This window comes from Pseudonocardia sp. CA-107938, from assembly GCF_050936315.1.
Taxonomy (GTDB): Bacteria; Actinomycetota; Actinomycetes; order Mycobacteriales; family Pseudonocardiaceae; genus Pseudonocardia.
This window is the reverse complement of record NZ_JBNJNA010000001.1, coordinates 943043-968834: the sequence shown is the minus strand read 5'-3', so window position 1 is coordinate 968834 and position 25792 is coordinate 943043. Positions and strand designations below refer to the sequence as shown.

At 73.4% G+C, this 25792-nt stretch carries 26 protein-coding genes and 1 tRNA gene; 18 read left to right on the top strand and 9 right to left on the bottom strand.

The features are described from left to right. Window positions 1–22: 22 nt before the first annotated feature. Window positions 23–217: a hypothetical protein gene (locus ACQEVB_RS04735; RefSeq protein ID WP_432965514.1), complete on the bottom strand. Its 195-nt coding sequence runs from the start codon at window positions 215–217 to the stop codon at window positions 23–25. 44 nt (window positions 218–261) lie between these two features. After that, window positions 262–843, bottom strand: coding sequence for a TetR/AcrR family transcriptional regulator (locus tag ACQEVB_RS04730; RefSeq protein WP_432965511.1), 582 nt, complete (start codon window positions 841–843; stop codon window positions 262–264). 52 nt (window positions 844–895) lie between these two features. Between ACQEVB_RS04730 and ACQEVB_RS04725 the strand changes: the two genes are divergently transcribed. Both ACQEVB_RS04725 and ACQEVB_RS04720 read left to right on the top strand, forming a co-directional pair. After that, window positions 896–1672: a class I SAM-dependent methyltransferase gene (locus ACQEVB_RS04725; RefSeq protein ID WP_432965508.1), complete on the top strand. Its 777-nt coding sequence runs from the start codon at window positions 896–898 to the stop codon at window positions 1670–1672. 16 nt (window positions 1673–1688) lie between these two features. Next, window positions 1689–2087: a RidA family protein gene (locus tag ACQEVB_RS04720; protein ID WP_432965505.1), complete on the top strand. Its 399-nt coding sequence runs from the start codon at window positions 1689–1691 to the stop codon at window positions 2085–2087. Here ACQEVB_RS04720 and ACQEVB_RS04715 read toward each other — a convergent pair whose 3' ends face one another. Together ACQEVB_RS04715 and glmU are read right to left on the bottom strand one after the other, a co-directional pair. Continuing rightward, window positions 2088–3059 (bottom strand): ribose-phosphate diphosphokinase, encoded by a 972-nt coding sequence (locus ACQEVB_RS04715; RefSeq protein WP_432965502.1) that lies wholly within the window; start codon window positions 3057–3059, stop codon window positions 2088–2090. A 13-nt stretch (window positions 3060–3072) separates the two neighbouring features. Next, on the bottom strand, window positions 3073–4542 hold the full coding sequence (gene glmU / locus ACQEVB_RS04710) for a bifunctional UDP-N-acetylglucosamine diphosphorylase/glucosamine-1-phosphate N-acetyltransferase GlmU (protein ID WP_432965499.1): 1470 nt from the start codon (window positions 4540–4542) through the stop codon (window positions 3073–3075). 309 nt (window positions 4543–4851) lie between these two features. Here glmU and ACQEVB_RS04705 point away from each other — a divergent pair, with 309 nt between their 5' ends. Next, window positions 4852–5292: an OsmC family peroxiredoxin gene (locus tag ACQEVB_RS04705; RefSeq protein WP_432965496.1), complete on the top strand. Its 441-nt coding sequence runs from the start codon at window positions 4852–4854 to the stop codon at window positions 5290–5292. Between the two features lie 160 nt (window positions 5293–5452). Here ACQEVB_RS04705 and ACQEVB_RS04700 read toward each other — a convergent pair whose 3' ends face one another. After that, complete coding sequence (locus ACQEVB_RS04700) at window positions 5453–5854, bottom strand: hypothetical protein (RefSeq protein WP_432965493.1); 402 nt, start codon at window positions 5852–5854, stop codon at window positions 5453–5455. 242 nt (window positions 5855–6096) lie between these two features. After that, a tRNA-Gln gene (locus ACQEVB_RS04695) sits at window positions 6097–6167 on the bottom strand. A 159-nt stretch (window positions 6168–6326) separates the two neighbouring features. On the opposite strand from ACQEVB_RS04695, the gene ACQEVB_RS04690 reads away from it, so the two are divergent. The 5 genes from ACQEVB_RS04690 (at window position 6327) to ACQEVB_RS04670 (ending at window position 9168) form a co-directional block, all read left to right on the top strand. After that, complete coding sequence (locus ACQEVB_RS04690; RefSeq protein WP_432965490.1) at window positions 6327–7286, top strand: acyl-CoA desaturase; 960 nt, start codon at window positions 6327–6329, stop codon at window positions 7284–7286. A 90-nt stretch (window positions 7287–7376) separates the two neighbouring features. After that, window positions 7377–8048, top strand: coding sequence for a PIG-L deacetylase family protein (locus ACQEVB_RS04685; RefSeq protein WP_432965487.1), 672 nt, complete (start codon window positions 7377–7379; stop codon window positions 8046–8048). Window positions 8049–8081: 33 nt separating this feature from the next. Continuing rightward, window positions 8082–8351, top strand: a complete 270-nt coding sequence (locus ACQEVB_RS04680) for a DUF2277 domain-containing protein (RefSeq protein ID WP_432965484.1) — start codon at window positions 8082–8084, stop codon at window positions 8349–8351. A gap of 32 nt (window positions 8352–8383) precedes the next feature. Further along, a complete protein-coding gene (locus tag ACQEVB_RS04675; protein WP_432965481.1) occupies window positions 8384–8812 on the top strand; it encodes an SRPBCC domain-containing protein in 429 nt (142 codons plus the stop codon). Then, window positions 8812–9168 carry an ArsR/SmtB family transcription factor gene (locus tag ACQEVB_RS04670; protein WP_432965478.1) on the top strand — a complete coding sequence of 119 codons (357 nt, stop codon included), beginning with the start codon at window positions 8812–8814 and terminating at the stop codon, window positions 9166–9168. The genes ACQEVB_RS04675 and ACQEVB_RS04670 overlap by 1 nt, the downstream gene beginning before the upstream one ends. On the opposite strand, the gene ACQEVB_RS04665 is transcribed toward ACQEVB_RS04670, so the two are convergent. Together ACQEVB_RS04665 and ACQEVB_RS04660 are read right to left on the bottom strand one after the other, a co-directional pair. Further along, window positions 9152–10312, bottom strand: coding sequence for a PQQ-dependent sugar dehydrogenase (locus tag ACQEVB_RS04665; RefSeq protein WP_432965475.1), 1161 nt, complete (start codon window positions 10310–10312; stop codon window positions 9152–9154). The genes ACQEVB_RS04670 and ACQEVB_RS04665 overlap by 17 nt on opposite strands. A 25-nt stretch (window positions 10313–10337) precedes the next feature. Further along, window positions 10338–11570: a PQQ-dependent sugar dehydrogenase gene (locus ACQEVB_RS04660; RefSeq protein WP_432965472.1), complete on the bottom strand. Its 1233-nt coding sequence runs from the start codon at window positions 11568–11570 to the stop codon at window positions 10338–10340. 71 nt (window positions 11571–11641) lie between these two features. Between ACQEVB_RS04660 and ACQEVB_RS04655 the strand changes: the two genes are divergently transcribed. The 3 genes from ACQEVB_RS04655 (at window position 11642) to ACQEVB_RS04645 (ending at window position 19645) form a co-directional block, all read left to right on the top strand. Continuing rightward, window positions 11642–14995: a S41 family peptidase gene (locus ACQEVB_RS04655; RefSeq protein ID WP_432965469.1), complete on the top strand. Its 3354-nt coding sequence runs from the start codon at window positions 11642–11644 to the stop codon at window positions 14993–14995. A 354-nt stretch (window positions 14996–15349) separates the two neighbouring features. Next, on the top strand, window positions 15350–18889 hold the full coding sequence (mfd, locus tag ACQEVB_RS04650; RefSeq protein WP_432965466.1) for a transcription-repair coupling factor: 3540 nt from the start codon (window positions 15350–15352) through the stop codon (window positions 18887–18889). Window positions 18890–19003: 114 nt separating this feature from the next. Then, complete coding sequence (locus ACQEVB_RS04645; protein ID WP_432965463.1) at window positions 19004–19645, top strand: hypothetical protein; 642 nt, start codon at window positions 19004–19006, stop codon at window positions 19643–19645. A gap of 3 nt (window positions 19646–19648) precedes the next feature. Here the strand turns inward: ACQEVB_RS04645 and ACQEVB_RS04640 are convergent, their stop codons facing one another. Continuing rightward, entirely contained in the window at window positions 19649–20212 is a 564-nt protein-coding gene (locus ACQEVB_RS04640) for a hypothetical protein (protein ID WP_432965460.1), read from the bottom strand. An 87-nt stretch (window positions 20213–20299) separates the two neighbouring features. Between ACQEVB_RS04640 and ACQEVB_RS04635 the strand changes: the two genes are divergently transcribed. The 7 genes from ACQEVB_RS04635 (at window position 20300) to ACQEVB_RS04605 (ending at window position 25730) form a co-directional block, all read left to right on the top strand. Further along, the gene (locus tag ACQEVB_RS04635; RefSeq protein ID WP_432965457.1) at window positions 20300–21244 is read left to right on the top strand and encodes a hypothetical protein; all 945 of its coding nucleotides are present in this window, start codon (window positions 20300–20302) and stop codon (window positions 21242–21244) included. A gap of 1 nt (window position 21245) precedes the next feature. Then, window positions 21246–22109 carry a MazG family protein gene (locus ACQEVB_RS04630; protein ID WP_432965454.1) on the top strand — a complete coding sequence of 288 codons (864 nt, stop codon included), beginning with the start codon at window positions 21246–21248 and terminating at the stop codon, window positions 22107–22109. Then, window positions 22106–23113 (top strand): TRM11 family SAM-dependent methyltransferase, encoded by a 1008-nt coding sequence (locus ACQEVB_RS04625; RefSeq protein WP_432965451.1) that lies wholly within the window; start codon window positions 22106–22108, stop codon window positions 23111–23113. Before ACQEVB_RS04630 ends, ACQEVB_RS04625 begins: the two co-directional genes overlap by 4 nt. Window positions 23114–23201: 88 nt before the next feature. Further along, a complete protein-coding gene (locus ACQEVB_RS04620; protein WP_432965448.1) occupies window positions 23202–24005 on the top strand; it encodes a TrmH family RNA methyltransferase in 804 nt (267 codons plus the stop codon). A 123-nt stretch (window positions 24006–24128) separates the two neighbouring features. Continuing rightward, window positions 24129–24368 carry a hypothetical protein gene (locus ACQEVB_RS04615; protein WP_432965446.1) on the top strand — a complete coding sequence of 80 codons (240 nt, stop codon included), beginning with the start codon at window positions 24129–24131 and terminating at the stop codon, window positions 24366–24368. Between the two features lie 43 nt (window positions 24369–24411). Beyond that, window positions 24412–25170 (top strand): alpha/beta fold hydrolase, encoded by a 759-nt coding sequence (locus ACQEVB_RS04610; protein WP_432965443.1) that lies wholly within the window; start codon window positions 24412–24414, stop codon window positions 25168–25170. A 23-nt stretch (window positions 25171–25193) separates the two neighbouring features. Beyond that, on the top strand, window positions 25194–25730 hold the full coding sequence (locus ACQEVB_RS04605; protein WP_432965440.1) for a MarR family winged helix-turn-helix transcriptional regulator: 537 nt from the start codon (window positions 25194–25196) through the stop codon (window positions 25728–25730). The last annotated feature ends 62 nt before the right edge of the window (window positions 25731–25792 follow it).

Genomic DNA, 25792 nt, shown 5'->3' with positions numbered 1-25792 from the left:
GGACTGGACCGGGCGGCCTGGGCTACCTGCGGGCCGGGTCCTGCCGGCGCCCGAGCGCCTCCAGCGCCACCGCGAGCGCGAGCACCGCAGGGAAGCCGACCAGCAGGGCGGGCGCGCCGGCGTGCGCCACCACGATGCTGAGCGCGACGCCGCCGACGAAGAGCGTGAGCAGCCCGTACAGGCCGTCGTCGTAGGGCTGCGGGGAGTCGGTGCGCATGATCGACACCCTGCCCGGCAGCGGCAGGCCGACCCAGCGCGGAACTACGGAAGGCTCCCGGCCAGCACGCCCGCCACCAGCCGTTCGACGTCCGCGGGCGGCGGCAGCTCGCCGTCCCGGCCGGCGAAGGCCAGGTGGACGGTGCCGATCAGCGTCATCGCGAGCGTGTCGGGATCGGCGCTGCGCTCGATCCGGCCCAGGTCGCGCTCGGCAGCCAGGTAGCCGCTGAGCATCGCCGCGGCCTCCGTCAGCAGCGGCACCCCCTTCGGGGAGATCGCGCGCAGCCGGGCCCGCAGGCCGTCCCTGGCGATGATCAGGCCGACGACGTGGAGGGCTACCGAGCCGAAGAGTTCGGTCAGCGCTGCGGCGACGGTCGGCACCACCGGATCGCGACCCGCGCGGAGGATCGCGGCCTGCCGGTCCAGGCGGGCGATGCGGTCCTGGACGAGTGCCACGAGCAGGTCGTCGAGATCGGTGAAGTGCCGGTGCAGCACCCCTTTCGCGCAGCCGGCCTCCCTGGTGATCGCCCGCGTGGTGAGCGCGGCCGGCCCGCCGTGCAGCAGCACGCGTTCGGCGGCGGCGAGCAACTGCTCGCGGGCGTCGCGCAGGCTCACCCCGGTCGGCACGGGGGAACCCTACGTCGCACCCGAGTGGGCGCGCGCCCACTAGAGTGGGCGCATGCCCACTCCTGCGCATGAGCGCCGCGACGTCGCCGAATCCTTCGGCACCGACGCCGAGCGCTACGACCGCGCTCGCCCCGCCTACCCGCAGCAGCTCATCGAGCGGATCGTCGCCGCGAGTCCCGGCCCCGACGTGCTCGACGTCGGCTGCGGCACCGGCATCTCCGCACGCCAGCTCCGCGCGGCCGGCGCGCGCGTGCTCGGCCTCGACGTCGACGAGCGGATGGTCGGGCCGGCCCGGCGCAGCGGACTGGCCGTCGAGGTCGGCGCGTTCGAGGAGTGGGACCCGGCCGGCCGCACGTTCGACGCCGTCGTCTCCGGGCAGGCGTGGCACTGGGTCGACCCGGTGCGCGGCGCGGCGCAGGCCGCGCGGGTGCTGCGGCCGGGTGGGCGGATCGCCCTGTTCTGGAACGTCGCCCAGCCGCCACCGGACCTGACTGCGGCGTTCGCCGCCGTCTACCAGCGGGTGCTGCCGGAGCTGCCCGCCTACGGCGGGTCGATGCTGGCGGTGTACGAGGCCGGGTTCGGCCCGGTGGAGGACGCGCTGGTCGGGGCCGGGTTCGGCACACCCGAGCGCTGGCGGGCGCACCACGAGATCACGTACACGCGCGCCGAGTGGCTCGACGTGGTGCCCACCCACGGCGGCCACGGTCGGCTCGCGCCGGACCGGCTCGCCGAGCTGCTGGACGGGCTCGGCGCCGCCGTCGACGACGCGGGCGGCGCGTTCGCGATGCGCTACGACGCGGTGGCGGTCACCGCCACGCTCCCGACCTGAGCCCTACGATCCGCGCATGGGCGCCCAGCGGGTCAACATCGACGGTGTCGGGCGGCTGCCCGCGTTCTCCCACGCGGTGATCGCCGGGCAGCACCTGCACGTCTCCGGGATGCTCGGCGCCGACGCGGAGCTGCAGCTCGTCGAGGGCGGCATCCGGGCCGAGACCACCCGGACGCTGGAGAACCTCGCCCGCATCATCGCGGGCTGCGGCGGGACGTTCGCCGACGTCGTCAAGGTGAACGTCCACCTGACCGACATGGCCGACTTCGCCGCGATGAACGAGGCCTACCTGGAGTTCGTCGGCGACGACCCGCCCGCCCGCATCACGACCGGCACCACCGCGCTCGCCCTCGGCGCCGCGGTGGAGATGGACTGCATCGCCTACCGCGAGGACGGCTGGTCGGCTCCGGTGTGATCAGGCGTTGCCGTCGAAGAGGCTGGTGACCGAGCCGTCGTCGAAGACCTCGTGGATGGCGCGGGCCAGCAGCGGGGCGATCGAGAGCACCGTCATCGTCGGGAAGCGCTTCTCGTCGGGGATGGGCAGGGTGTCGGTGAAGACCACCTCGCGGGCGCCGCAGTTGGCCAGGCGCTCGGTGGCCGGGCCGGACAGGACGCCGTGGGTGGCGGCGACGATCACGTCGGCCGCGCCCTGCTCCAGCAGCGCCTCGACGGCCTTCGCCACCGTGCCGCCGGTGTCGATCATGTCGTCGATGACCACGCACGTGCGGCCCTGGATCTCGCCGACGACGCGGTTCGCGACGGCCTCGTTGGGCTTCATCGGGTCGCGCGTCTTGTGGATGAACGCCAGCGGCGTGCCGCCGAGGGTCTCGGCCCAGCGCTCGGCGAGGCGCACCCGCCCCGAGTCGGGGGAGACGACGGCGAGCTGCGCGTCGGCGTAGGTGCGCTTGATGTGCTCGGAGAGCACGGGCAGCGCGAAGAGGTGGTCGACGGGGCCGTCGAAGAAGCCCTGGATCTGGGCGGTGTGCAGGTCGACGGTCATGATCCGGTCGGCGCCGGCCACCTTGAACATGTCGGCGACCAGGCGGGCGGAAATCGGTTCGCGGCCGCGGTGCTTCTTGTCCTGGCGCGCGTAGCCCCAGAACGGCATGACCACGGTGATCCGCTTGGCCGACGCCCGTTTCAGCGCGTCGACCATGATCAGGTGCTCCATGATCTGGTCGTTGATCGGCGCCGAGTGCGACTGCACGACGAAGGCGTCGCAGCCGCGCACCGACTCCTCGAACCGCACGAAGATCTCGCCGTTGGCGAAGGAGTACGCCGACTGCGGCGTCACCGTGACGTCGAGGTGCTTCGCGACCTGCTCGGCCAGCTCGGGATGCGCTCGGCCCCCGAAGAGCATCAGGTTCTTCTTCGCGGTTGCCGACATCGCACTCAAGAGCTCAGGCCTCCTCGGTCGACGCGGCGCGCTTCGCTGCGTCCGCAGCCGGTGTACCAGGCCGTTTGCGTTCGACCCAACCTGCGACGTTGCGTTGTGGCCCGGACGACACCGCGAGTGCGCCGGGCGGTACGTCCTCGCGGACGACCGTGCCGGCACCCGTGTACGCGCCGTCGCCGATCGTGATCGGCGCGACGAACGTGTTGTCCGAGCCGGTGCGCACGTGCGAGCCGATCGTGCTGCGGCGCTTGGTGACCCCGTCGTAGTTCACGAACACCGACGACGCGCCGATGTTGGAGTACTCGCCGATCGTCGCGTCGCCGACGTAGGTGAGGTGCGGCACCTTGCTGCCGGTGCCGATCTCGGCGTTCTTGACCTCGACGAAGGTGCCGATCTTGCCCTTCGCGGCGAGCCGCGTGCCGGGCCGCAGGTACGCGAACGGGCCCACGGACGCACCCGGCCCGATCACCGACTCGCTGCCGTGGGTGCGCACGACCGTCGCGCCCTCCTCGACGGTGCACGCGGTGAGCGTGGTGTCCGGGCCGATCTCGGCGTCCGCCCCGACCGTGGTGGCCCCGAGCAGCTGCGTGCCCGGATGCAGCACGACGTCCTGCCCGAGCACGACCTGCACGTCCACCCAGGTGGTGGCCGGGTCGATCACGGTGACGCCGGCGCGCATCCAGTCGTCGAGCAGGCGCCGGTTCAGCTCCGCCCGCATGGCGGCGAGCTGGACGCGGTCGTTGACGCCCTGCGCCTGCCACGCGTCGGCGCAGCGGACCCCGCGGGCGGGGCGGCCGTCGGCGGCGGCGATCGCCACCAGGTCGGTCAGGTACAGCTCGCCCTGCGCGTTCGCCGTGTCGAGCCGGCCCAGCCCGGAGCGCAGGAACGCGGCGTCGAAGGCGTAGACGCCGGCGTTGATCTCGGTGATGGCGCGCTGCTCGGCAGTGGCGTCGGCCTGCTCGACGATCGCGGTGACGGCGTCGTCGGCGGCGCGCACGATGCGGCCGTAGCCGGTGGGTTCGGCGAGATCGGTGGTCAGCACCGACACCGGGTCGTCGCCGATCAGTCCGGCGAGCGTCGCGGTGCCGAGCAGCGGGGTGTCGCCGTAGGTCACCACGACCGGGCCGGTGAGGTCGGTCGGCAGCACCTCCAGCCCGCAGCCGACGGCGTGCCCGGTGCCCAGCTGCTTGTCCTGCACGGCTGCGACGACCGGTCGCTCCAGCTCGGCGGACAGCAGATCCAGCTCGGCCCGGACGCGGTCGGCGCCGTGCCCGACGACGACCACGAGGTGCTCAGGGTGGAGGCCCGCGGCCGCGTGCACCGCGTGCCCCAGCAGGCTCCGGCCACCGAGCCGGTGCAGCACCTTCGGCGTCGACGAGCGCATCCGCGTGCCCTCGCCCGCGGCGAGAACGATCACGGCAGCCGGTCGGACGTGCTCCTGGGCTGCGGGATCAGCGGCGGTCGGGTGGGGCATGGCGGCCTCTCCCTGGGCTGGCTGCGGTGGACCCGGCGATCCTACGTCGTTCGCCTCCGACGGCCGGACGGCGCGTAACCACCACTGATCATCACTCGTTGTAAAGATCAGGCGACGGAACGTGTCGGGTCAACCGCCGTCCGGGGACCGCTGGGCGGTTCACCCGGACGGGTGGACAGCTGCGGCCGAACGGCAGTTCGCGACCGTTTGCCGTCGATCATTGTTCAGTCGGCTCTTACCACGTATCCCGTGGCACGGTCCGTACGTCATACGGGTTGTACGACACAGACGAGTTGGTGAGGAGGACACGTGCCCACACGCACGGCCCGCACGGCCTGGAACGGCAGCCTGCAGGAGGGCTCCGGGCAGGTCGAGCTCAGCAGCAGCGGGGTCGGCACCTACGACGTCAGCTTCCCCAAGCGGGCGGCCGACGACGCCGACGGCACCACCAGCCCCGAGGAGCTGATCGCGGCCGCGCACTCGTCGTGCTACGCCATGCAGCTCTCGGCCCTCATCGCCGAAGCCGGCGGCACGCCGCAAGCCCTCGACGTCACGGCCGAGGTCACTCTCGGCCCCGACCCCGCAGGCGGGTTCGCCATCACGGGGATCGCGCTGACCGTCCGCGGGGAGGTCGACGGTCTCGACGAGGCCGCGTTCCGCCAGGCCGCGGAAGCCGCCAAGGCGGCCTGCCCGGTGAGCAAGGCGCTCACCGGCACCACCATCACGCTTGAAGCCGGTCTCGAACAGTGATCGGTCGGACGGGAAGCGAGGAAGGTAGATGATGTGCACCGGTAACGGGCGTCCGCCCGCGCCGCCGCAGCCGCGACCCAACGGTCGCTGAGCCGGGCAGCTTCACACGTCCGACGGGGCGGGTCCGCGAGTGCGGGCCCGCCCCGCGGGCTGTCCGGGGTCAACCGCGGCGCCACGCGTTGATCAACATCGTCCAGCGGCGGTTGTCGGTGGTCTCCATGAACGTCCGGTGGTCGATCATCAGGTAGATCTCGCCGACCGGCGTGGTGAGGATCAACGGCTTCCCCGCGTTCAGCAGACCGCCGATGAACCGCCCGTACAGATCGGTGAAGCGGTTCTCCACGGCCGTCACGTCGGCCGGCTGCAGAACCAGGTCCTCGTCGCCCCAGCCTTCGAGCAGCAACCGGCCGGATGTGAGGGTGATCCGCCCGCGGCGGTGGAAGAGCACCTTCTGGTCCACGCCGGCCGCGATGCGGTCACCGCGGCGCTTCGCGGCCAGCTCGGCCGCGGTGCAGCCGATGTAGTCGGCGACGGCGATGACGTTCCTCGTCGTGTCGGTCATGCCGCCAACCCTCGCGGAAGTGGTGCTTCCGGCGCTGCCGACGAAAGTCGCAGCCTCGATCACCTTGTGCGGACCGGTGGCGCGGCTGGGGCTCGGGTGTGGTGATCAAGGGCAAAGTGTCGCCGTTCAAGATCCACTAGCGACAGTTTGCCCTTGATCACCGCGGACCGCCGAACACCGCTCCACCGCCGGGCTGCAACGGGGGTTGATCCACGGCCTGCCGCCGCGCGGCCCAACCAGTGCTCCGCCGCCAGGATTCGAACCTGGACCATCAGAACCAAAATCTGAGGTGCTGCCATTACACCACGGCGGACTGGCCTCCATCCTGGCATGCGGCCTGCGCGGGGGTCGCGCGCGTATCCCCGCGCAGCGCGGGTGATTTGCCCGATGTTCGCCCGGCAGGGGTGCGCGGGTCGGCCAGGATCGCCTAACCTCGGCGCGACCGAGGCCCTCTCCCCGTCGAAGGAGCTCGATGTCCGCATCGCCGTCCGAGGCCGTGGTGCATCCCGACCCGCTCCTGGGAGGGCCGAGCCCGGTGATCTCCGGCCGCCGCACCACCACGCAGCACGTGATCATCTACCTGTTCGTGGCGGTCCCGATGGTCGCGCTGGTCGCAGCGATCCCGCTGGTGTGGGGCTGGGGCGTGGGCTGGCAGGACCTCGCCCTGATGGTGGTGTTCTACGTGCCGGCGATCCTGGGCATCACGGTCGGCTTCCACCGGCACTTCACGCACAAGTCGTTCAAGGCGAAGAAGTGGCTGCGGGTGGCGATGGCGATCTCGGGCTCGCTCGCCATCCAGGGGAACGTCCTCAACTGGGTGGCCGACCACCGCCGCCATCACGCGTTCTCCGACCGCGAGGGCGATCCGCACTCGCCGTGGCTGCACGGCACGTCGCCGCTGGCCGTCGCGAAGGGTTTCCTGCACGCCCACATGGGCTGGTTCTTCGACCGGGACGAGACCAACCACAAGCGCTTCATCCCCGACCTGCTCGCGGATTCGGCGATCGTGAAGGTGGCGCGCACGTTCGGGCTGTGGGTCACGGTGAGCCTGGTGGCGCCCGCGGTGCTCGGCGGCCTGATCACGTGGTCGTGGCAGGGCGTCGTGACGGGGTTCTTCTGGGGCGGGCTGGTGCGCCTGGCCGTGTGCAACCACGTCACGTGGTCGATCAACTCGGTCTGCCACATGTGGGGTGAGCGGCCGTTCAAGTCGCGGGACCGGTCGGTCAACTTCTGGCCGCTGGCGATCCTGTCGATGGGCGAGTCCTGGCACAACCTGCACCACGCCGACCCGACGTGCGCCCGGCACGGCGTGCTGCGCGGCCAGATCGACATCTCCGCGCGGCTGATCTGGATCTTCGAGAAGTTCGGCTGGGTGCACGACGTCCGCTGGCCGACGCCGACCCGACTGGCGCGCCTGCGCACGTCGGACTGACCGGCGCAACCATCACCACCCCTCGTGTGGGTGTGGTCGACGATCTGCATGGAAGAATGACGCTGTGTACACAGCGCATCGGCCACGCAGGTGCTGACCCTCGTTCCCGAGCGGGTGGATCGGATCCTGCTGCTCGGTGCCCACTGTGACGACATCGCCATCGGTGCCGGCGGTGCGCTGCTGGAGCTGTGCCGGGCGCACCCCGGCGTCGCCGTGTCCGCGATCGTGCTGACCGGTGGCGGGTCGCTGCGCGAGGAGGAGGAGCGCTCGGCGCTCACCGCCTTCTGCCCCGGGGCGCGCCTGGAGATGTCCGTGCTGGACCTGCCGGACGGGCGGCTGCCCGTGCGCTGGGAGCGGGCGAAGCTGGTGCTGGAGGAGCTGCGCGCGCACGTCGACCCCGACGTGATCTTCGCGCCGGCGCCCGGCGACACCCACCCCGACCACCAGGTGCTCGCGGAGCTCGTGCCCACGGTGTTCCGCGACCACCTGACCCTCGGCTACGAGCTGCTCACCTGGGACGGCGACCTCGGCCGGGCCAACGTGTTCCTACCGCTGGCCGAGCCGGTGCTGCGGGAGAAGATCACCAAGCTGCACGAGCACTACGGCTCACAGCGCGACCGCAGCTGGTTCGACGCCGAGGCGTTCGGCGGCATCGCCCGCGCCCGCGGTGTCCAGTGCCGGGCGCGCTACGCCGAGGCGTTCCACGTCACGAAGCTGATGCTGTCGGTCGCGCCGCTGACCGGAGTCGATCCCGGCGACTGACGCGGGCCGGGCCTTTGCGGCACGATCGAGGGCATGTGCCGCAACATCCGCACCCTCCACAACTTCGAACCACCCGCCACCGAGGACGAGGTGCGCGCTGCCGCGCTCCAGTACGTCCGCAAGGTGAGCGGCTCCACGCGCCCGTCGCAGGCCAACGAGGCCGCGTTCGAACGCGCCGTCGACGCCGTCGAGGCCGCGACGCGCGAACTGCTCGACTCGCTCGTCACCACCGCCCCGCCGAAGGACCGCGAGGTGGAGGCGGCGAAGGCGCGGGAGCGCGCCGCCGTGCGGTACGGGCGATAGGCGCAACTTGCGAGTTGCTATACCATCCTGGTATGGGCTTCCCCGACCGCATCGAACGCACCGTCACGATCCCGCGGCCGCCCGCCGCCGTGTGGGCCGCGCTCACCACGTCCGAAGGGCTCTCGGCGTGGTTCGGTGACAAGGCCACGATCGACCTGCGGCCCGGCGGTGCGGGTGAGCTGGGCTGGCCGGACGGGGCCACGCGGGCGTTCCGCGTGGAGCGCGTCGAGGAGCCGGTCGCGTTCGGGTTCACCTGGCCCCTCTACGGGCTCGACGACGACGATCCGCGGCGCACGTACGTCGAGTTCACCCTCGAGGCGGACGGACCCGGCACGCTGCTCACGGTCGTCGAGACCGGGTTCGCCCAGATGCCCGACGCGGCCCACCACGCCGCGTTCGACGGCAACACGCGGGGCTGGGCGCGCGAGCTGGGCGAGCTGGTCGCTTACCTGGCTGCGTGATGGCGGCGGACAGCGGGTGGTCGGAGGCGTCGGCGGAGGCCGTCGCCGAGCAGGTGTTCGTCGCGCTCGCCGACCCGACGCGACGCGCGATCCTCTCCTCGCTCGCCACGAGCGGGCCGGCCACCGCCACCGACCTGGCCGCCCGGCTGCCGATCACCCGCCAGGCCATCGCCAAGCACCTGGCGCTGCTCGCCGAGGTCGGCATGCTCACCGCGGAACCGGGGGAGCGCCGCCGGGTGCGCTACCGCCTGCGGTCGGCGCCCGTGCTGGTCGCGCAGCAGTTCCTGGCCGCATTGACCCGCGACTGGGACGGGCGACTCGACGCGCTGCGCGACACCCTCACCCGCGGCGAGTGATCCGCAGGACCTTGTCACCGCCGCCGTTGTCCGTGGTGACGTAGAGCGCGCCGTCGGGACCCTGACGCGCGGCGCGGAGCCGGCCGTACGTGCCGTCGAGGGCGGCCGGCTGGGTGACCGTGGCGACCGATCCGTCCGCCGCCAAGGTCATGATCAGCAACCTCTGCCCCTTCAACGCGCACACCGCGAGCGCGCCGTCCAGCTCGCCCCACTGCTGGCCGGTGAGGAACGACAGCCCGGAGATGGCGAGCGTCGGGCTGCCCGACGCCCACACCGCGGGCTCCGCCTGCGGGAACCGGCGGGTGTCGGTCATGGGCACCGACTCGTCGTAGCCCGCGGCGGTGCCGCCCTGCGCCGGGTCCCAGCCGTGGTTGGCGCCGGGCACGACCCGGTTCACCTCGTCGTCGACGTCGGGTCCGTGCTCGGCCGAGTAGGCGCGGCCGGTGTCGGGGTGGACGGCGACGCCCTGCACGTTGCGGTGCCCGTAGCTCAGCACGATCCGCGTGCGCGGGTCGTCGCGCATCAGGAACGGGTTGCCGCGGGCCGGTCCGCCCGTCGCGAGGTCGACCCGCAGGATCTTCCCGCCCAGCGAGGTCAGGTCCTGGGGCAGCGCACCGCGGGCGGTGTCGCCGGTGCCCACCAGGAGGCTGCCGTCGGTGGCCAGCGTGGGCCGACAGCCGGAGTGGCGGCCGGACGGGTTCAGCGGCAGCCCGCCGACCAGCGGGTCCACCACGCGCACCGCGGAGGAGCCGTCCGGCGACAGCTGCCACGTGACGAGCCGGATGTCGTTGCCGTCGGGGCCGTTATGGGTCTGGCAGGTGGTGAACCGGCGGGACTGCGCGAAGTCGGGGTGCACCACCAGCCCCATCAGCCCACCCTCGCCGCGCACCTGCACGTCGGCCAGGTCGGCCTGCACCGGCGTGACCCGCGCCCCTGACAGCAGCGACAACCGTGCGCCGCGCTCGGTCACCAGGGCCTGCCCGTCAGGCAGGAAGCCGATGTCCCACGGGTTCTCGAAGCCCTCCGCGACGACCTCGACCGCGAGCTCCGCTGAGCCGGCGGCAGCCGGCACGGTCGGCGCCGACTGCGGTGCCGCGCATGCCACCAGGAGCAGGGCGCCGAGCAGGAACCACGGGCGGGGCATGGCGGCAGTATGTCCGGTTCGTTCGTCAGGAGGGCGTGATTCGGAGAACCTTGTCGTCCGTGCCGTTGCCCGTGAACGCGAACAGGTCGCCGTTCGGGCCTGCGTGCACGCCGCTGAGCTGCCCGAACGCCGAGTCGAGCGGAGCGGGGGTGAGCACGTCGCCGACCTTGCCGTCGGGACCGATCTGCAGGACGAGCAGCTTGCGGCCGACCGTGGTGCTCACCGCGATGCGCCCGTTGAAGTCACCCCACTGACGTCCCTCGATGAACGCCGCCCCGGACACGCCCGGCGCAGGCGCACCGGACGACCACGTCGCGGCCACGGCCTTCGGGTAGCGGGTCAGGTCGGTCGGCGGGGTGGTCACGTCGTAGCCGCTGGTGCGCAGCCCGCCCTTCGACGGGTCCCAGCCGTAGTTCTGCCCGGCCGCCAGCTTGTTGAGCTCGTCCTCACGGCCCGTACCGGCGTCGACGGAGTACACGGCGCCGGTCACCGGCTCGACGGCCAGGCCCGTCACGTTCGACTGCCCGAAGGTCAGCACGAGCCGCAGGGCCGGGTTCGTCTCCGTCGCGAACGGGTTGCCCAGCGGCGCGCTGCCCGTGGCCAGGTCGATGCGCAGCACCTTCCCGCCGAGCGAGGCGAGGTCCTGCGGCACGCCGGCCCGCATCGAGTCGCCCGTGCCGACGAGCAGCGCGCCGTCCTTCGCGATCATCGGGCGGCACCCGGCGTGGAGGCCCGTCGAGCTGCTGATCGGCAGCCCGCCGACCAGCGGATCCACCACCCGCCGGGCCGAACGGGCGTCGGACGACAGCTCCCACGTGACCAGCCGCACGTCCGTGGGCTGGCCGCGGTCGGCGTGCGACTGGCAGGTGGTGAAGCGGCGGGTGGTGGAGAAGTCGTCGTGGATGGCGAGCCCCAGCAGGCCGGCGTCGCCGCGCACCCACACGTCGCCGAGGTCGGCGGCGACCGGGGCGATCGTGGCGCCGGGGCTGGACCCGCTCAGCACGGACATGCGCCCCTCGAGCTGCGTGACCAGGATCTTGCCGTCGGGCAGGAACCCGAGGTCGGACACCCGCGTCAGGCCGCGCGCGACCGTGTCGACGCGCAGCGTCGGGATCCCGGTGCGCGCCACGGGCGCCGGAGAGGGAGCCACCGACGGCACCGTCGACCGGCCGTTGCTCGCCCCGCACGCCGCCCCCGAAACGATCACTGCGCAGGCGGCGGCCACCGCGGCCGCGCGCCGTGCGAGGTAGCCACCCATGGTCACCATCCTGCACGCGACGTGGTATGGGCCCAGTCAGGGGGCGGTGATCGGGCCACTAGGGTCGCCCAGTGACGCGCAGCTACCTCCGTTTCCCCCATCTGCACGGCGACTCACTCGTCTTCGTCGCCGAGGACGACGTCTGGACCGCTCCCGTCACCGGCGGCCGCGCCTACCGCGTCACCAACGACGACGTTCCCGCCGCCACCCCCCGCATCTCGCCCGACGGCACCCGCGTCGCGTGGGCGTCGCAGCGCGACGGCGGCCCCGAGGTGTACGTCAGCGCGCTCGACGGCGGCGGCGTCACCCGCCTCACCCACTGGGGGCCGCCCGGCGCCACCGTGCTGGGCTGGGCGGGGCCGGACGAGGTCGTCGCCGCCACCTCCGTCGGCGACCCCACGCACCGCAGCTGGGCGTTCGCCGTTCCCGTGACCGGCGGACCCGGTCGCCGGTTGCCGTTCGGTCCGGTGTCCGACCTCGCCGCGCGGCCGGGCAGCCGCCTGCCGACCGTCCTGCGCCGCACCGCGCTGCAACGGGAGATGGCCTGGTGGAAGCGCTACCGCGGCGGCTCGGGCGGCCAGCTCTGGTCGGACCGCGGCAGCCCCGGCGAGTTCACGCGCATCCTCGCCGAGCTCGACGGGAACCTCGCCTCCCCCGTGCTGGTGGGTGCCGGGCGGCGCACGCGCATCGCGTTCCTGTCCGACCACGAGGGCTGGGGGAACCTCTACTCGGTCGATCTCGACGGCGGTGACCTGCGACGACACACCGACCACGGGGCAGCAGGCGAGCCGCAGTTCTACGCCCGCCACGCCGCCACCGACGGCACCCGCGTCGTCTACGAGTCGGCGGGGCAGCTGTGGCTGCTCGAGTCGCTCGCCGTCGCCGCCCGCCCGCAGCCGATCGACGTGCGCCTGGCGGGGCCGCGCAGTGACCGCACGCCGCGCCGCCTCACGGCGACGGACTGGCTCGAGTCCGCCGCGCCCGACCGCACCGGGCGCACCAGCATCGTCACCGTCCGCGGCACCGTGCACCGGCTCACCCACCGCGACGGGCCGGCGCGGGTGCTCCTCGCCGCGCCCGGGACCCGCGCCCGCTACGCCCAGCCGCTCGACGACGACCGCGCCGTGTGGATCGACGACGCCGAGGGCGAGGACGCCGTCTGCATCGCCCCGCTCGATCCGCGCGCCGGCGCGGTGCAGCGCATCGGGGCAGGCGAGCTCGGTCGGGTGCACTCGCTGGTCGCCGCCCCGGACGGCCAGGGCGTCGCGCTCACCACGCACGACGGCCGGCTGCTGCTCGTCGACGCCGGCGCCGGGGCCGTCCGCGAGCTCGCCGCGGCCGACGGCGAGATCACCGACGTGTCGTGGTCGCCGGACAGCGCGTGGCTCGCCTACGTCGAACCGGCCCCGGCGAACCTGTGCCGCATCGTGCTCACCTGCCCCGCCGACGGCCGCACCGTCGCCGTCACCGAGCCGCGGTTCCGCGACGCCGACCCCGTCTTCACCAGTGACGGCAAGTACCTGGCGTTCCTGTCCCGGCGCAGCTTCGACCCGATCTACGACCAGCACTCGCTCGACCTGTCGTTCCCGGCGTCGTGGCGGCCGTTCGTGGTGCCGCTCGCCGCGCGCACGCCGTCGCCGTTCGGGGCGAGCCCGGACGGGCGGCCGGTGTCAGCGGCCGAGGAAGGCCCGGAGGACCCGCCGGCCGCCCCCGACGAGCACGTGCCGGCGGAAGGCGAGGAAGCGGCGCCGCCGGCGCGGCCGAAGGAGGACGGCCCGCCGGAGGTCGTCGTCGACGTCGAGGGGCTCGCCGCCCGGGTCGTCCCGGTTCCGGTGGAGGAGGGCCGCTACAGCGCACTGCGCGCCGGGAAGGACTGCCTCCTGTGGTGCCGCAGCCCCGTCACCGGCGTGCTCGGCCACGGCCGCGCCCCGAACGACGACGGCGAACACCCCGTCCTGGAGCGCTACGACCTGGTGCGCCGCAAGCTCGACGTGATCGCCGACCCGATCGACCGGTACGCCGTGTCCGGCGACGGGCAACGGCTCGTCGTCGGCGAGGGGTCGGCGCTGCGGGTGCTGCGGACCGACCGCTCCGGCTCGGGCAAGCCCGGCGACGACGGCGACGCGGGCGCCGACGAGTACGAGATCGACACCCGGCGCATCGCCGTCACCATCGATCCGTCGGCGGAGTGGCGGCAGATGTTCGACGAGGCCGGCCGGCTCATGCGCGACCACTTCTGGGTCGCCGACATGGGCGACGTCGACTGGACGGGAGAGCTCGCCCGCTACCGCCCGCTCGTCGACGCCGTCGGCAGCCACGACGATCTCGTCGACCTGCTGTGGGAGGTGCAGGGCGAGCTCGGCACCTCGCACGCCTACGTCCACTCTCGCGGATACGGGCGCGGGGACGGCCGTCCCGGGTTCCTCGGCGCCGACCTCGCCCGCACCGACGACGGCTGGCGGGTGGAGCGGGTGCTGCCGCCCGACACGTCCGTGCCCGCGGCGCGCAGCCCGCTCGCCGCGCCCGGCGTCGACGTCCGGGACGGGGACGTGCTGCTCGAGGTCAACGGGTGCCCGGTCGACCCGGCCCTCGGACCGGCCCCGCTGCTCGTCGCGCTCGCGGGACGGCTCGTCGAGCTGACCGTGCGCAGCGGGCCCGCCCACACCGAACCCGGCGAGGTGCGGCGGGTGGTCGTGCGGCCGCTCGGGTCGGAGGCCGCGCTGCGCTACCAGGACTGGGTGGCCGGGCGGCGCGCCGCCGTCGCCGAACGCTCCGGCGGCCGGCTCGGCTACCTGCACGTCCCCGACATGGCTGCCGACGGCTGGGCGCAGCTGCACCGCGACCTCACGCGCGAGACCGCCCACGACGGCCTGATCCTCGACGTGCGCGGCAACGCCGGCGGGTTCACGTCGCAGCTCGTGCTGGAGAAGCTCGCGCGCCGCGTCATCGGCTGGGAGGTGATCCGCAACCAGCAGCCCGCCACCTACCCGCTCGACGCCCCCCGCGGGCCCGTCGTCGCGCTCGCCGACGAGATGTCCGGCTCCGACGGCGACATCATCACCGCGGCCATCAAGCGCCTCGGCATCGGACCCGTCGTCGGTACCCGCACGTGGGGCGGCATCGTCGGCATCGACGGCCGGCACGCGCTGGTCGACGGAACCGCCGTGATGCAGCCCCGCTACGGGTTCTGGTTCGACGACACCGGATGGTCCGTCGAGAACCACGGCGTCGACCCCGACATCGAGGTCCACATCACCCCGCAGGACTGGGTCGCCGGGCGCGACCCGCAGCTCGACCGGGCCGTCGACGTCGCATTGGAACGCCTCGCCGCCACCCCCGCCGTCACGCCACCGGACCCGGCCACCCGCCCGTCCCTGCGCCGCCCGGAACTCCCACCCCGTCCGCGGCGCAGGACCAAGCCCTGACGCGAGCCGGGCTGCGGCTGCGGCGTCGGCGAGTTGCCCGTCCTGGTACGGCGAGTCCCCTGTCTCGGTACGGTGAGTCGCCTGTCTCGGTACGGTGAGTCGCCTGTCTCGGTACGGCGAGTCGCCCGTCCCGAACCGGACAACTCGCGGTCCTGATCCGGGCAACTCGCCGTCCCGAACTGGACAACTCGCGGTCCTGATCCGGGCAACTCGCCGCACGGGGCGCCCTCCGGCCGGGCCCGAAGGCCGTGGTGGCGCGGCGTAGGCTGGTGGGAGCGACCCCTCCGGGCCATTCGACCTGGGCAGGGGTCTGTCCGCGTGCGCCCATCGCTGTTCAAGGGGTTGTCTCCTCCCGTGGCCAAGCTCTCCGGTCTGCTCCGTTCCGCCCTCGCCGATCCTGATCTCGCCACCGTCGTCGACGCGGCGCGTGACCTGCGCGCGGTCGAGACCCCCGCCCTGCAGGTGGAGGGGCCTGCCGCGCTGCGCCCGTTCCTGGCCGCAGGCCTGGCCGTGGGCCGCACGGTGCTCACGGTCACCGCAACGGACCGGGAGGCGGAGGACCTCGCGGCGGCCACCACCGACCTGCTCGGCGACGCGTCGGCGGTGGCGTTGCTGCCCAGTTGGGAGACGTTGCCGCACGAGCGGCTCTCGCCCCGGCCGGACACCGTCGGACGCCGGCTCGCGATCTTCCGCAGGCTGTCCGGTGACGCGCCGCCGCGCGTGCTCGTCGCGGCCGCGCGCAGCCTGATCCAGCCGATCGCGCCCGGGCTGGGCGCCCTGGACCCGATCGAGCTGCGGGTCGGCACCGAGTACGACTTCGACGCGCTGCTCGTGCGCCTGGTGGAGCTGGCGTACACGCGGGTGGAGATGGTCACCGCGCGCGGCGAGTTCGCGGTCCGCGGCGGCCTTGTCGACGTGTTCCCGCCGACGGCCGAGCACCCGGTGCGCGTCGAGTTCTGGGGCGACGAGGTGAGCGAGCTGCGCACGTTCGGCGTGGCGGACCAGCGCTCGGTCGCGCCCGTCGACGAGCTGGTGGCGCCGGGCTGCCGGGAGCTGCTGCTCACCGAGCCCGTGCGCGAGCGGGCCTGCAAGCTCGCCCGCGAGCACGAGAACAACGCGCCGCTGCGGGAGCTGCTGGAGCACCTGGCCGAGGGCATCCCGAGCGAGGGCATGGAGTCGCTGGTGCCGGCGCTGGTCGGCGGCGAGCTGGAGCTGCTCACCGACCTGCTGCCGGCGGGCTCGCTGGTGCTGCTGGCCGACCCCGAGCGGATCCGCACGCGCAGCGCCGATCTGGTCCGCACCGGGCAGGAGTTCCTGGAGGCGTCCTGGTTCGCGGCCGGCGCCGGCGGCGACGCGCCCGTCGACGTCGGCGCGTCGGCGTACCGCGACCTGGGCGTGGTGCTGGAGCACGCGACGGCGACGGGCCGACCGGTCGTCACGCTCAACCCGCTGCTCTCCGGCGCGGAGGGCGTGCTCGCCCCGCCCGTGCACGAGGTGGAGTCCTACCGCGGCGACACCGACCGCGCGCTCGTGGACCTGCGCGCGCACGCCACCACCGGCGGCGCGGCCGTGCTGGTGGTCGGCGGCGCGGGCACCGCGCAGCGGTTCCTGGAGCAGCTGCGCGAGGCCGACGTGCCGGCCGTGCGCGTCGACGAGCTGGTGGACGCGCCGGACAAGGGCCTGGTCACGGTGACGTGCGGGCGGCTGACCGACGGCTTCACCACGGCCGGCCTCGCGGTGCTCTCCGAGGCCGACCTGACGGGCAACCGAGCCGGGCTCACCGAGCCGCGCAAGCTCGCCACCAAGCGCCGCAACGCCGTCGACCTGGTCACCCTCAAGCCCGGCGACTACGTCGTGCACTCCCAGCACGGCATCGGCAAGTTCGTGGAGATGCGCGAGCGCACCGTCTCCGGGGCCACCCGCGAGTACCTGGTGCTGGAGTACGCGTCGTCGAAGCGCGGCCAGCCGGCCGACCGGCTGTTCGTGCCCACCGACGCGCTCGACGAGATCAGCCGCTACGTCGGCGGCGAGGTGCCCACGCTGAACAAGCTGGGCGGCGCCGACTGGGCGAAGACGAAGGGCCGCGCCCGCAAGGCCGTCCGCCAGATCGCCGCGCAGCTCGTCCAGCTGTACGCCGCCCGCCAGGCCGCGCCCGGGCACGCGTTCGCGAAGGACACGCCGTGGCAGCGGGAGATGGAGGACGCGTTCCCGTTCACCGAGACGCCCGACCAGCTCTCCGCCATCGACGAGGTCAAGCGGGACATGGAGGCGCCGGTCCCGATGGACCGGGTGATCTCCGGCGATGTCGGCTTCGGCAAGACCGAGATCGCCGTCCGCGCGGCGTTCAAGGCGGTGCAGGACGGCAAGCAGGTCGCCGTGCTCGTGCCGACGACGCTGCTGGCCACCCAGCACCTCGCAACGTTCACCGACCGGATGCGCGCGTTCCCCGTCACGGTGAAGGGCCTCTCGCGGTTCACCGATCCGGGCGAGGCGAAGGAGACGATCGAGGGGCTCGCCGAGGGCACCGTCGACGTCGTCGTGGGCACGCATCGACTGCTGCAGAAGGGGGTCCGCTGGAAGGACCTCGGCCTCGTGATCGTCGACGAGGAGCAGCGGTTCGGCGTCGAGCACAAGGAGCACATCACGGCGCTCCGCACGCACGTCGACGTGCTGACGCTCTCCGCGACACCGATCCCGCGCACGCTGGAGATGAGCCTCGCCGGCATCCGCGAGATGTCGACGATCACCACCCCGCCGGAGGACCGGCACCCCACGCTCACCTACGTCGGCGCCTACTCCGACAAGCAGGTCGCGGCCGCCATCCGGCGCGAGCTGCTGCGCGACGGCCAGGTGTTCTACGTGCACAACCGGGTCAGCTCGATCGAGCGCGCCGCCCGGCACGTGCGCGAGCTGGTGCCGGAGGCCCGTATCGCCGTCGCGCACGGGCAGATGAACGAGGACCTGCTCGAACGCACCGTCAACGGGTTCTGGCACAACGAGTTCGACGTGCTGGTGTGCACCACGATCGTCGAGAACGGGCTGGACATCTCCAACGCCAACACGCTGATCGTCGAGCGTTCCGACACGCTCGGGCTCTCCCAGCTGCACCAGCTGCGCGGCCGGGTCGGTCGCGGGCGCGAACGCGGGTACGCGTACTTCCTGTTCCCGCCCGAGCACCCGCTCACCGAGACCGCGCACGACCGGCTCGCCACCATCGCCCAGCACTCCGAGCTGGGCGCAGGCGCGGCCGTCGCGATGAAGGACCTGGAGATCCGCGGCGCCGGCAACATCCTGGGCGCCGAGCAGAGCGGGCACATCGCGGGCGTCGGGTTCGACCTGTACATCCGGCTCGTCGGCGAGGCCGTCGCCGCGTTCCGCAAGCAGGCCGGGGCGGACGAGCTCGAGGAGGAGTCGCTGGCCGAGGTGCGGGTCGACCTGCCCGTCGACGCGCACGTGCCGCACGACTACGTGACCGGCGAGCGGCTGCGGCTGGAGGTGTACCGCAAGATCGCCGAGGCCGGCGACCAGGCGGCGCTCGACGCGATCGTCGACGAGCTCACCGACCGCTACGGCGAGCTCCCGCAGCCCGTGCGCAACCTGCTGGCGGTGGCCGCGTTCCGGCAGACCTGTCGCTCGCTCGGCGTCGCGGAGGTCGCGGCGGCCGGGACGGGCATCCGGATCGGCCCGGTCGACCTGCCCGACTCCGCGCAGATGCGCCTCAAGCGGCTGCACCCCAAGTCCCAGTACCGGCCGGCGGCCCGCATGATCCAGGTGCCGAAGCCGCTGGAAGGCGGCCGGCTCGGCGGTGCCGCGCTGCGCGACAAGGAACTGCTGGACTGGCTCGCCACCCTCCTGCGCGACGTGGTGCCGGTGCCGGCGCGTTCACAGTCGTGAACGATTCTTTCGGACTTGTCGGCCAACGTGGACGATGTGTCATCGTGCACGGGTGTCCAGGTGTGATCGGCGGTGTAGGGACAACGCTCACGATGCATTCGTGACCATTCGGTAATGCGGCCGCCGGGAGTGCTCGAGCGGGTGCGTGCGGTCGCTGCGGCCGAACGGGCGATCATCCGATCATGGGCCGATCGGCAGCTGGGGCTGGCGATGTGCAGCTTCATCAGCGGCTGTGGACGCCAGGGCTACAGCGATCACTCGGTCCTCACGCCGATCCGCATGTGGCGGCGGGTCGACTCGTTCGTCGATGACGGCGGCCAGCGCCGGACGGGGTCCGACTTCGAGCGGCGGTGCCTCGATGCGTTCGAGCAGCTCCGCCCGATCGTCGAGCCCCTGGCCATCCCACCGGATGACGTCCAGCTCGACGCGTGGGACGCGGCCGAGCCGATGATCGTGGACGTTCCGGTCCGCTCCGTCCTCGGCGCGAGCGACGGACCGGATCCGTCCTTCGACCTGATCTGTTGGAACGAGGCGAGCGCCCTCGCCGAAGGCAACAACACACCGTACTTCGCGGCCTGCGCCATCGTCGCGGTCGAGATCTACCGCCCCAGCGACCCGTTCGGCCTGCTCGCGCCGCTGGGCGAGCTGCGGATGCGCTATGAGGACGAGCCCGACTCCCGGGACGCGACGGGCGCGGAGATCGCCGCTGTGCTCGACGACTTCCGCGCCCGCGCGCCCTGGCCGATCAGGGCCTGACGATCAGCCGCGGGGCACCGCGCCGAGGGGGCCGTCGTCGGCGAAGCCGGCCTTGAGCAGGTCGGCGCGGTCCGCTCGGGCGACGCGCCACTCGGAGTTCTTGCTGTAGCGGTGCAGCACCATCTGGCCGGCGCCGGCTCGCGCGTCGACGTAGCCGAGCACGCCCTCGTCGACGAACGCGGCCTTGTCGCCCGTCGTCAGCGAGCGGATCTCGGTGGGGCTCGTCGAGACCAGGTAGCTCACCTTGCCGGTCTTGAGCCGGAGCCGGTGGGCCTCGACCCGGCCGGGGGCAGCTGCCGCGTACAGGGTGATGCCGCGGGCCTCGTCGGTCGGGCGGAACCCGAACTGGGAGCCGGCGCGGTCGGCCTCGGCAGCGTTGAGCGTGTAGAAGGTGCCGCTGTTGTCGGACGTGCGGAACTCGCGCAGCGGCGCGGTGGCCTGCTGCGCGGCGTCCGCGACGGCGAGGGTCGGCGCCGCCGAGGCCGTGGCCGGGAGCGCCGTCGCGAGCCCCCCGGCCGCGACGACGACGAGGAGCCCGGCGACGAAGGTCGAGCGTGTGCGTGTCATGTCATCCTTTCATGATCAGGAGAGGTCGACCGTAACCCGTCCGGGGCCGGGCGGGGCCGGCGATGCCCTCGTGAGAAGGTGTCGCACGTGCGGAGTCATGTGGGGCGCGCGGTCGCGGCCGTGACCATCGTCGGCGCCGTGATCAGCGGTTGCGGCGGTCCGGGTGCGCCGGGGACGGCAGCGGTGATCGGCGATCGCACGATCCCGCTGGGCCAGGTCGAGACCGAGGTCGAGGGCGTCCTGGGCGATCCCGGCGCGGTGGAGCTGGCGCAGACGCGCGACGAGAAGCCGATCGACATGGCGCGCGACGTCGTCTCGTCGCGGGTGACCGAAGGCGTGGTCGTCCCGGCGGCGGCCGCAGCCGGGGTGGTGATCCCGCAGGCGCAGATCGACAGCGAGATCGACAGCACCATGCGCGCGGCGCTCGGCGGCGTCAGCCCGGCCGACCAGCAGGCGATCGCCGCGAAGGCGGAGGCGTTCCGCGGGGCCCTGCGGCGCGCCGTCCCGGCTCAGCTCACGGCGCAGGAGCTCGGCCGGAAGGTCGCGGCCCACCTCGCGGTCACCGTCGACGAGGTCTCCGTCCGCGACCGCGCGACGGCCGAGCAGCTGGCCACCGCGCTCGCGACCGGCGGTCCGGCGGCGGAGGCGGCGCTCTCCGGCCCCGGGGTGCGCAAGGGCGTCACGTACCGGGCAACCCCGGATCAGGCCCATCCCGACGCGCGGGTGGACCCGGACCGCGCAGGCACCGTCCTCTTCGGCGTCCCGCAGGGCGGGGTGGTCGCGTACCAGCCGAGCCAGGCCAACGCGACGTGGTCGGTCGCGAGGGTCGTCGCGCGCGACGTCGCGGCACCCGGCAAGGACGACGACGTCGCCGGCCTCAGCCAGCAGCAGCTCCTGCTGATCGGGCTGCGCGCCGCGCAGGCCACGACCGGCACCGTCACCGTCAACCCCCGCTACGGCGAGTGGGACCCGGTGCGGTTCGGGGTCGTCGCGGCGGGCGACTCGGCCGGTCGCGTGCTGCTCCCCGCCTGACATGGCGGTCACGATCGGCGTGCCGGTGAGCGCGGCGGACCTGCCCGCCCTGCGTGCTGCCGCGCGGGTGTTCGCGGACGCGACGGTCGCCGATGCCGACGTCGCGAGCGCGGGTGCGCAGCGGATCGATCCCGCCGACCCGCCCGGCCCCGACGACGTCGTCCTCACCGCGACTCCTGGCGCCGCCCTGCTGGACGCCGTCGCCGTGATGGACCGGCTGCGCTCACCGGGCGGCTGCCCGTGGGACGCCGAGCAGACGCCGGAGTCGCTGCTGCAGTACCTCGTGGAGGAGTGCTACGAGCTCTACCAGGCGATCGAGGACGGCGACCGCGCCGACGTGCGCGAGGAGCTGGGCGACGTCCTGCTGCAGGTGCTGTTCCACGCCCGCATCGCCACCGAGCACGCGGTGGAGCCGTTCGGCATCGACGAGGTGGCCCGCGACCTCGTCACGAAGCTCGTCGAGCGGCACCCGCACGTGTTCGCCGGCACGGAGCGCATGGCCACCGCCGCGCAGCAGGAAGCGAACTGGGACGAGCTGAAGCGCACCCAGAAGCAGCGGGCGTCCAGCGTCGACGGGGTGCCGCTCGGCCAACCGGCCGTGGCGCTGGCCGCGAAGCTGACCAGCCGCACCGCCCGGGCCGGGCTGCCCGCCGAGCTGCTGCCGGACGGGCCGAGCGTCGGCGAGCGGCTGTTCGCCGTCGCGGCTGCGGCGAAGCTGGCCGGGATCGACCCGGAGGCCGAGTTGCGCACCGCGGCCCGGCGCTTCGACGCGCAGGTCCGCGCCGCCGAGGACGCCGCCCGCGCCGACGGCCACGACCCCCGCACCCTCGACGCCGACGCGTGGAAGCGGTACTGGCCGGCGTGACGCCTGTCGACCTGGACCGGCCCGTCGCCGACCGGGTCCACCTGGCGAGCCTCCCCGGCGCCGTCGAACCGTTGCTGCAGCAGTGCCACGACCTGGGTGCGCCGCTGCTCACCGGCATCCGGCGCACCGCCGATGCCGTCGTAGCGGATCTGGCCGGCCCGCTGAGGCCGATCGCGGCGCTGCGGCTGTACGCGGCGTTCGGGATCGTGCTGGGCGACGACCCGGTGGCCACCCTGCAGCGCTCGCGGGAGACGGGCGTGCTGTCCGTGCTGGACGCGCAGCGGTTCCGGGTCGGCGAGCTGCCCGGTCGCCGTGCGCTCACCGAGCAGCTCGCGAGCGGTCTGGGCTGGACGAACGATCCCGGCGACTACGACGTGAACGTCGAGCAGGCCGGTCGGGAGCTGGTGGCGCAGGTCGGGCCGCTGTTCCGGTCCCGGCGCTTCCCGGCGATGGCCCGGCTGCCGGCGTCGGCCAACCCCGTGCTCGCGGCGCTGGTGGTCAAGCTGGCGAAGATCCGCGCCGACGACGTCGTGCTCGACCCGTTCTGCGGGGCGGCGACGATGCTCGTCGAGGCCGCGGCGGTCGGCGCGGGCGCGGTGCTGGTCGGTTCGGACGTCGATCCCGGTGCGCTGCGCGCGGCGGGGGCGAACGCACCGCTGATCGCCGGTGGGGTGTTCGCGCGCGCCGACGCCGCCCACCTCCCGTACGCGGACGGCGTGATCGATCGGGTGGTGACGAACATGCCGTTCGGCAAGCTCGTCGGCTCGCACACCACGAACCTCGCGCTCTACCCGGCGTTCGCCGCCGAGCTGGGCCGTGTCCTGCGCGCCGACGGGCGGGCGGTGCTGATGACCGAGGAGAAGACGCTGCTCAACCGGTCGGTCGCGGATGCCCGAGGGTTGAAGGTCGTGCGCGAGGTCAAACTGGCGACGCCCGGGGGGGAGCTGCACCCCAGCGCGTTCGTCGTGGAGCGGACGCGGGCGGCGCGGCGAAGGCATCGCTGATCAAGGGCAAAAGGTCGTTCCGTGATCGATCCCGAACGACCTTTCCCCTTGATCACCGCAACCGCCCCGCGCCGCTAGGGTCGCGCGCATGCCCGCACCCCGACCGGTCACCAGCCGCAACGCGGCGTTCCAGCAGTGGCAGGCGCTGCTGACCAACCGGTCGAAGCGGCACCGCAGCCGCAGTTTCCTGGTGCAGGGCGTCCGGCCGATCACGATGGCGCTGCGCCACAACTGGACGGTCGACGCGCTGCTGGTCCGCGCCGGTACCCGCTCGGGCTGGGCCGCCGACCTGCTGCGCGACACGTCCTCGGCCGCGCAGTTCGAACTCGCCCCCGAGCTGATGGCCGAGCTCGGCGAGAAGGACGAGCAGGCGCCCGAGGCGCTCGCCGTCGTGCGCATCCCGCCCGACGACCTCGACCGCATCCCGACCCCGGCGGACTCGCTGGTCGTCGCGCTCGACCGGCCCAGCAGCCCGGGCAACCTCGGCACGATCATCCGCTCCGCCGACGCGCTCGGCGCGCACGGCGTCGTCGTGACCGGACACGCCGCCGACCTCTACGACCCGCGCACCGTGCGCGCCACCACCGGCTCGCTGTTCGGGCTGCCCGCGGTGCGCGCCGACGGGCCGGACGCCGTCGTCGACTGGGCGAAGGAGGCAGGCCTCCAGGTCGTCGGCACCGCAGAGGACGCCCCGCACGAGCTGGCCGAGGTCGACCTGACCGGCCCGGTGCTGCTCGTCGTCGGCAACGAGACGAGCGGCATGAGCGCCGCATGGTCGCAGCGCTGCGACCTGCTCGTCCGCATCCCGATGGCCGGCACGGCCAGCTCGCTCAACGCCGCGGTGTCCGGCTCCATCGCCCTCTACGAGGCGGCCCGGCAACGCCGCGCCTGACGGCGCACGGCCCGCACCGCGCGTCAACCTCTTGGCCTCCAGGCGAAAAGCTGGTCGCCTCGATCCGGCGCGACCTAGCTTCCGATCGGTCATCTTCATTGCGACTGCCGACGGAGTGTCTCCATGATGATCAGGAAGTTCGCCGCGATCTGCCTCGTCGCCGGAGCGGCCGCGCTCGCGACAGCCGGCACCGCCGCGGCGTCGGAAGCCACCCCGGGCCACTGGGAGGTCGTCGCCACCTACCCCGCCACCCCGCAGGGCTGGGCCGACTGCTGGAACGCGAAGGTCAACGTCTACAAGGGCGACTGCAAGCTCAACAGCGACACCAGCGCGACGGTCGACCTCTGGGCTTGGGTCTCCTGATCGTCGCCCGTCTCCGACCAAGCGTTCGGTAGGGTCGGACGTCGTGGAGCACCAGGTCACGCCGTCCGGCATCGCCTACACCACCGGCGGTGCCGGACCCGGCCTGTTGCTGCTGGTCCACGGGATGGGCGCGAACGGCGCGGTCTGGCGCCCCATGCTCGAGACGATCACGTGGCCGGGCCGATGGGTGGCGCCCGACCTGCGCGGGCACGGGCGCTCGCTCGCGCAGCCCCCGTTCAGCTACGGCGTGCACGCCGCCGACCTCGCGACGGTCGTCGCGGAGTTCCCTGCCGACGAGGTCGTCGTGGTCGGGCACTCCTTCGGCGGTGTGCTGGGAGCTGTGCTGGCGGGTGACCTGTTCCAGGTGCCGGTCCGCAGCGTCCTCGCCGTCGGCGTCAAGCTGGAGTGGAGCGAGGAGGACGTGGCCGGTGCGCGGCGCGTCGCCGGGCGGCCGCCGAAGGTCTTCGACACCGAGGCCGAGGCCGCCGACTTCGCGCTGCGACTCGCCGGCCTCGGCGGACTCGCGAGCGCCGACGACCCGGTCGCCGCGACGACCGCGACGGACGGCGGCTTCCGGGCCGCCCTGGATCCGCGCGCGCTCTCGGTCGTCGGCCCGGACGTCCGCGCGCTGCTCCGGTCGAGCCGGGCGCCGCTGCACCTCGCGGCCGGAGCCGACGACCCGATGGTGACGGCGGACGCGATGCGCAGCGTCGACCCCGAGGCGCGGGTGATCGGCTCGGCGGGCCACAACGTGCACTGGGAACGCCCCGACGAGGTGTGGCGGCTGGTGCCGTCCGGCTGACCGGCGGTGCGTACGGTGCTCGCGTGTCGGAGGAGAGCGAGCTGGACTTCTGGTCGTTCGTGGCGCAGGCGAACCGGCGCATCGCCGAGGAGTTCGGCCCGTCCCACCAGCTCGCCACCGAGGTGCTGCTCACGCTGAACCGGGCGTCCAACCTCGTCACCTACGACCTCGAGGCGGCGGTGCACCGGCCGCGCGGGCGGTCCTGGTCGGCGTTCCGGCTGATGTTCGTGGTGTGGCTCGCCGGGCCGCTGGAGCCGTCCGCGGCCGCGCGGCTGGCCGGCATGAGCCGAGCCGCGGTGTCCAACCTGTCGAAACCGCTGGTGAGTGACGGCCTGCTGGACCGCACCCCGGCCGAGGTGGACGGCCGCTCGGTGCGCCTGTCGCTGACCGCGGCCGGCCGGGCGGAGATGCTCGACGTGTTCCGCGAGCAGAACGAGCGGGAGCTCGGCTGGGCCGCGTCGCTCACCGAGGAGGAGCAGCGGACGCTGGTCCTGCTGCTGAACAAGCTGATCACCCGGCACGCCGACGACGGCCGGCTGGACGTCCGCGAGCGGCACTGACCCTTCCGATGTGCCGGTCGGAGCGGTAGCCTGACCAGGAGATAGTAAATCTGAAAACTACT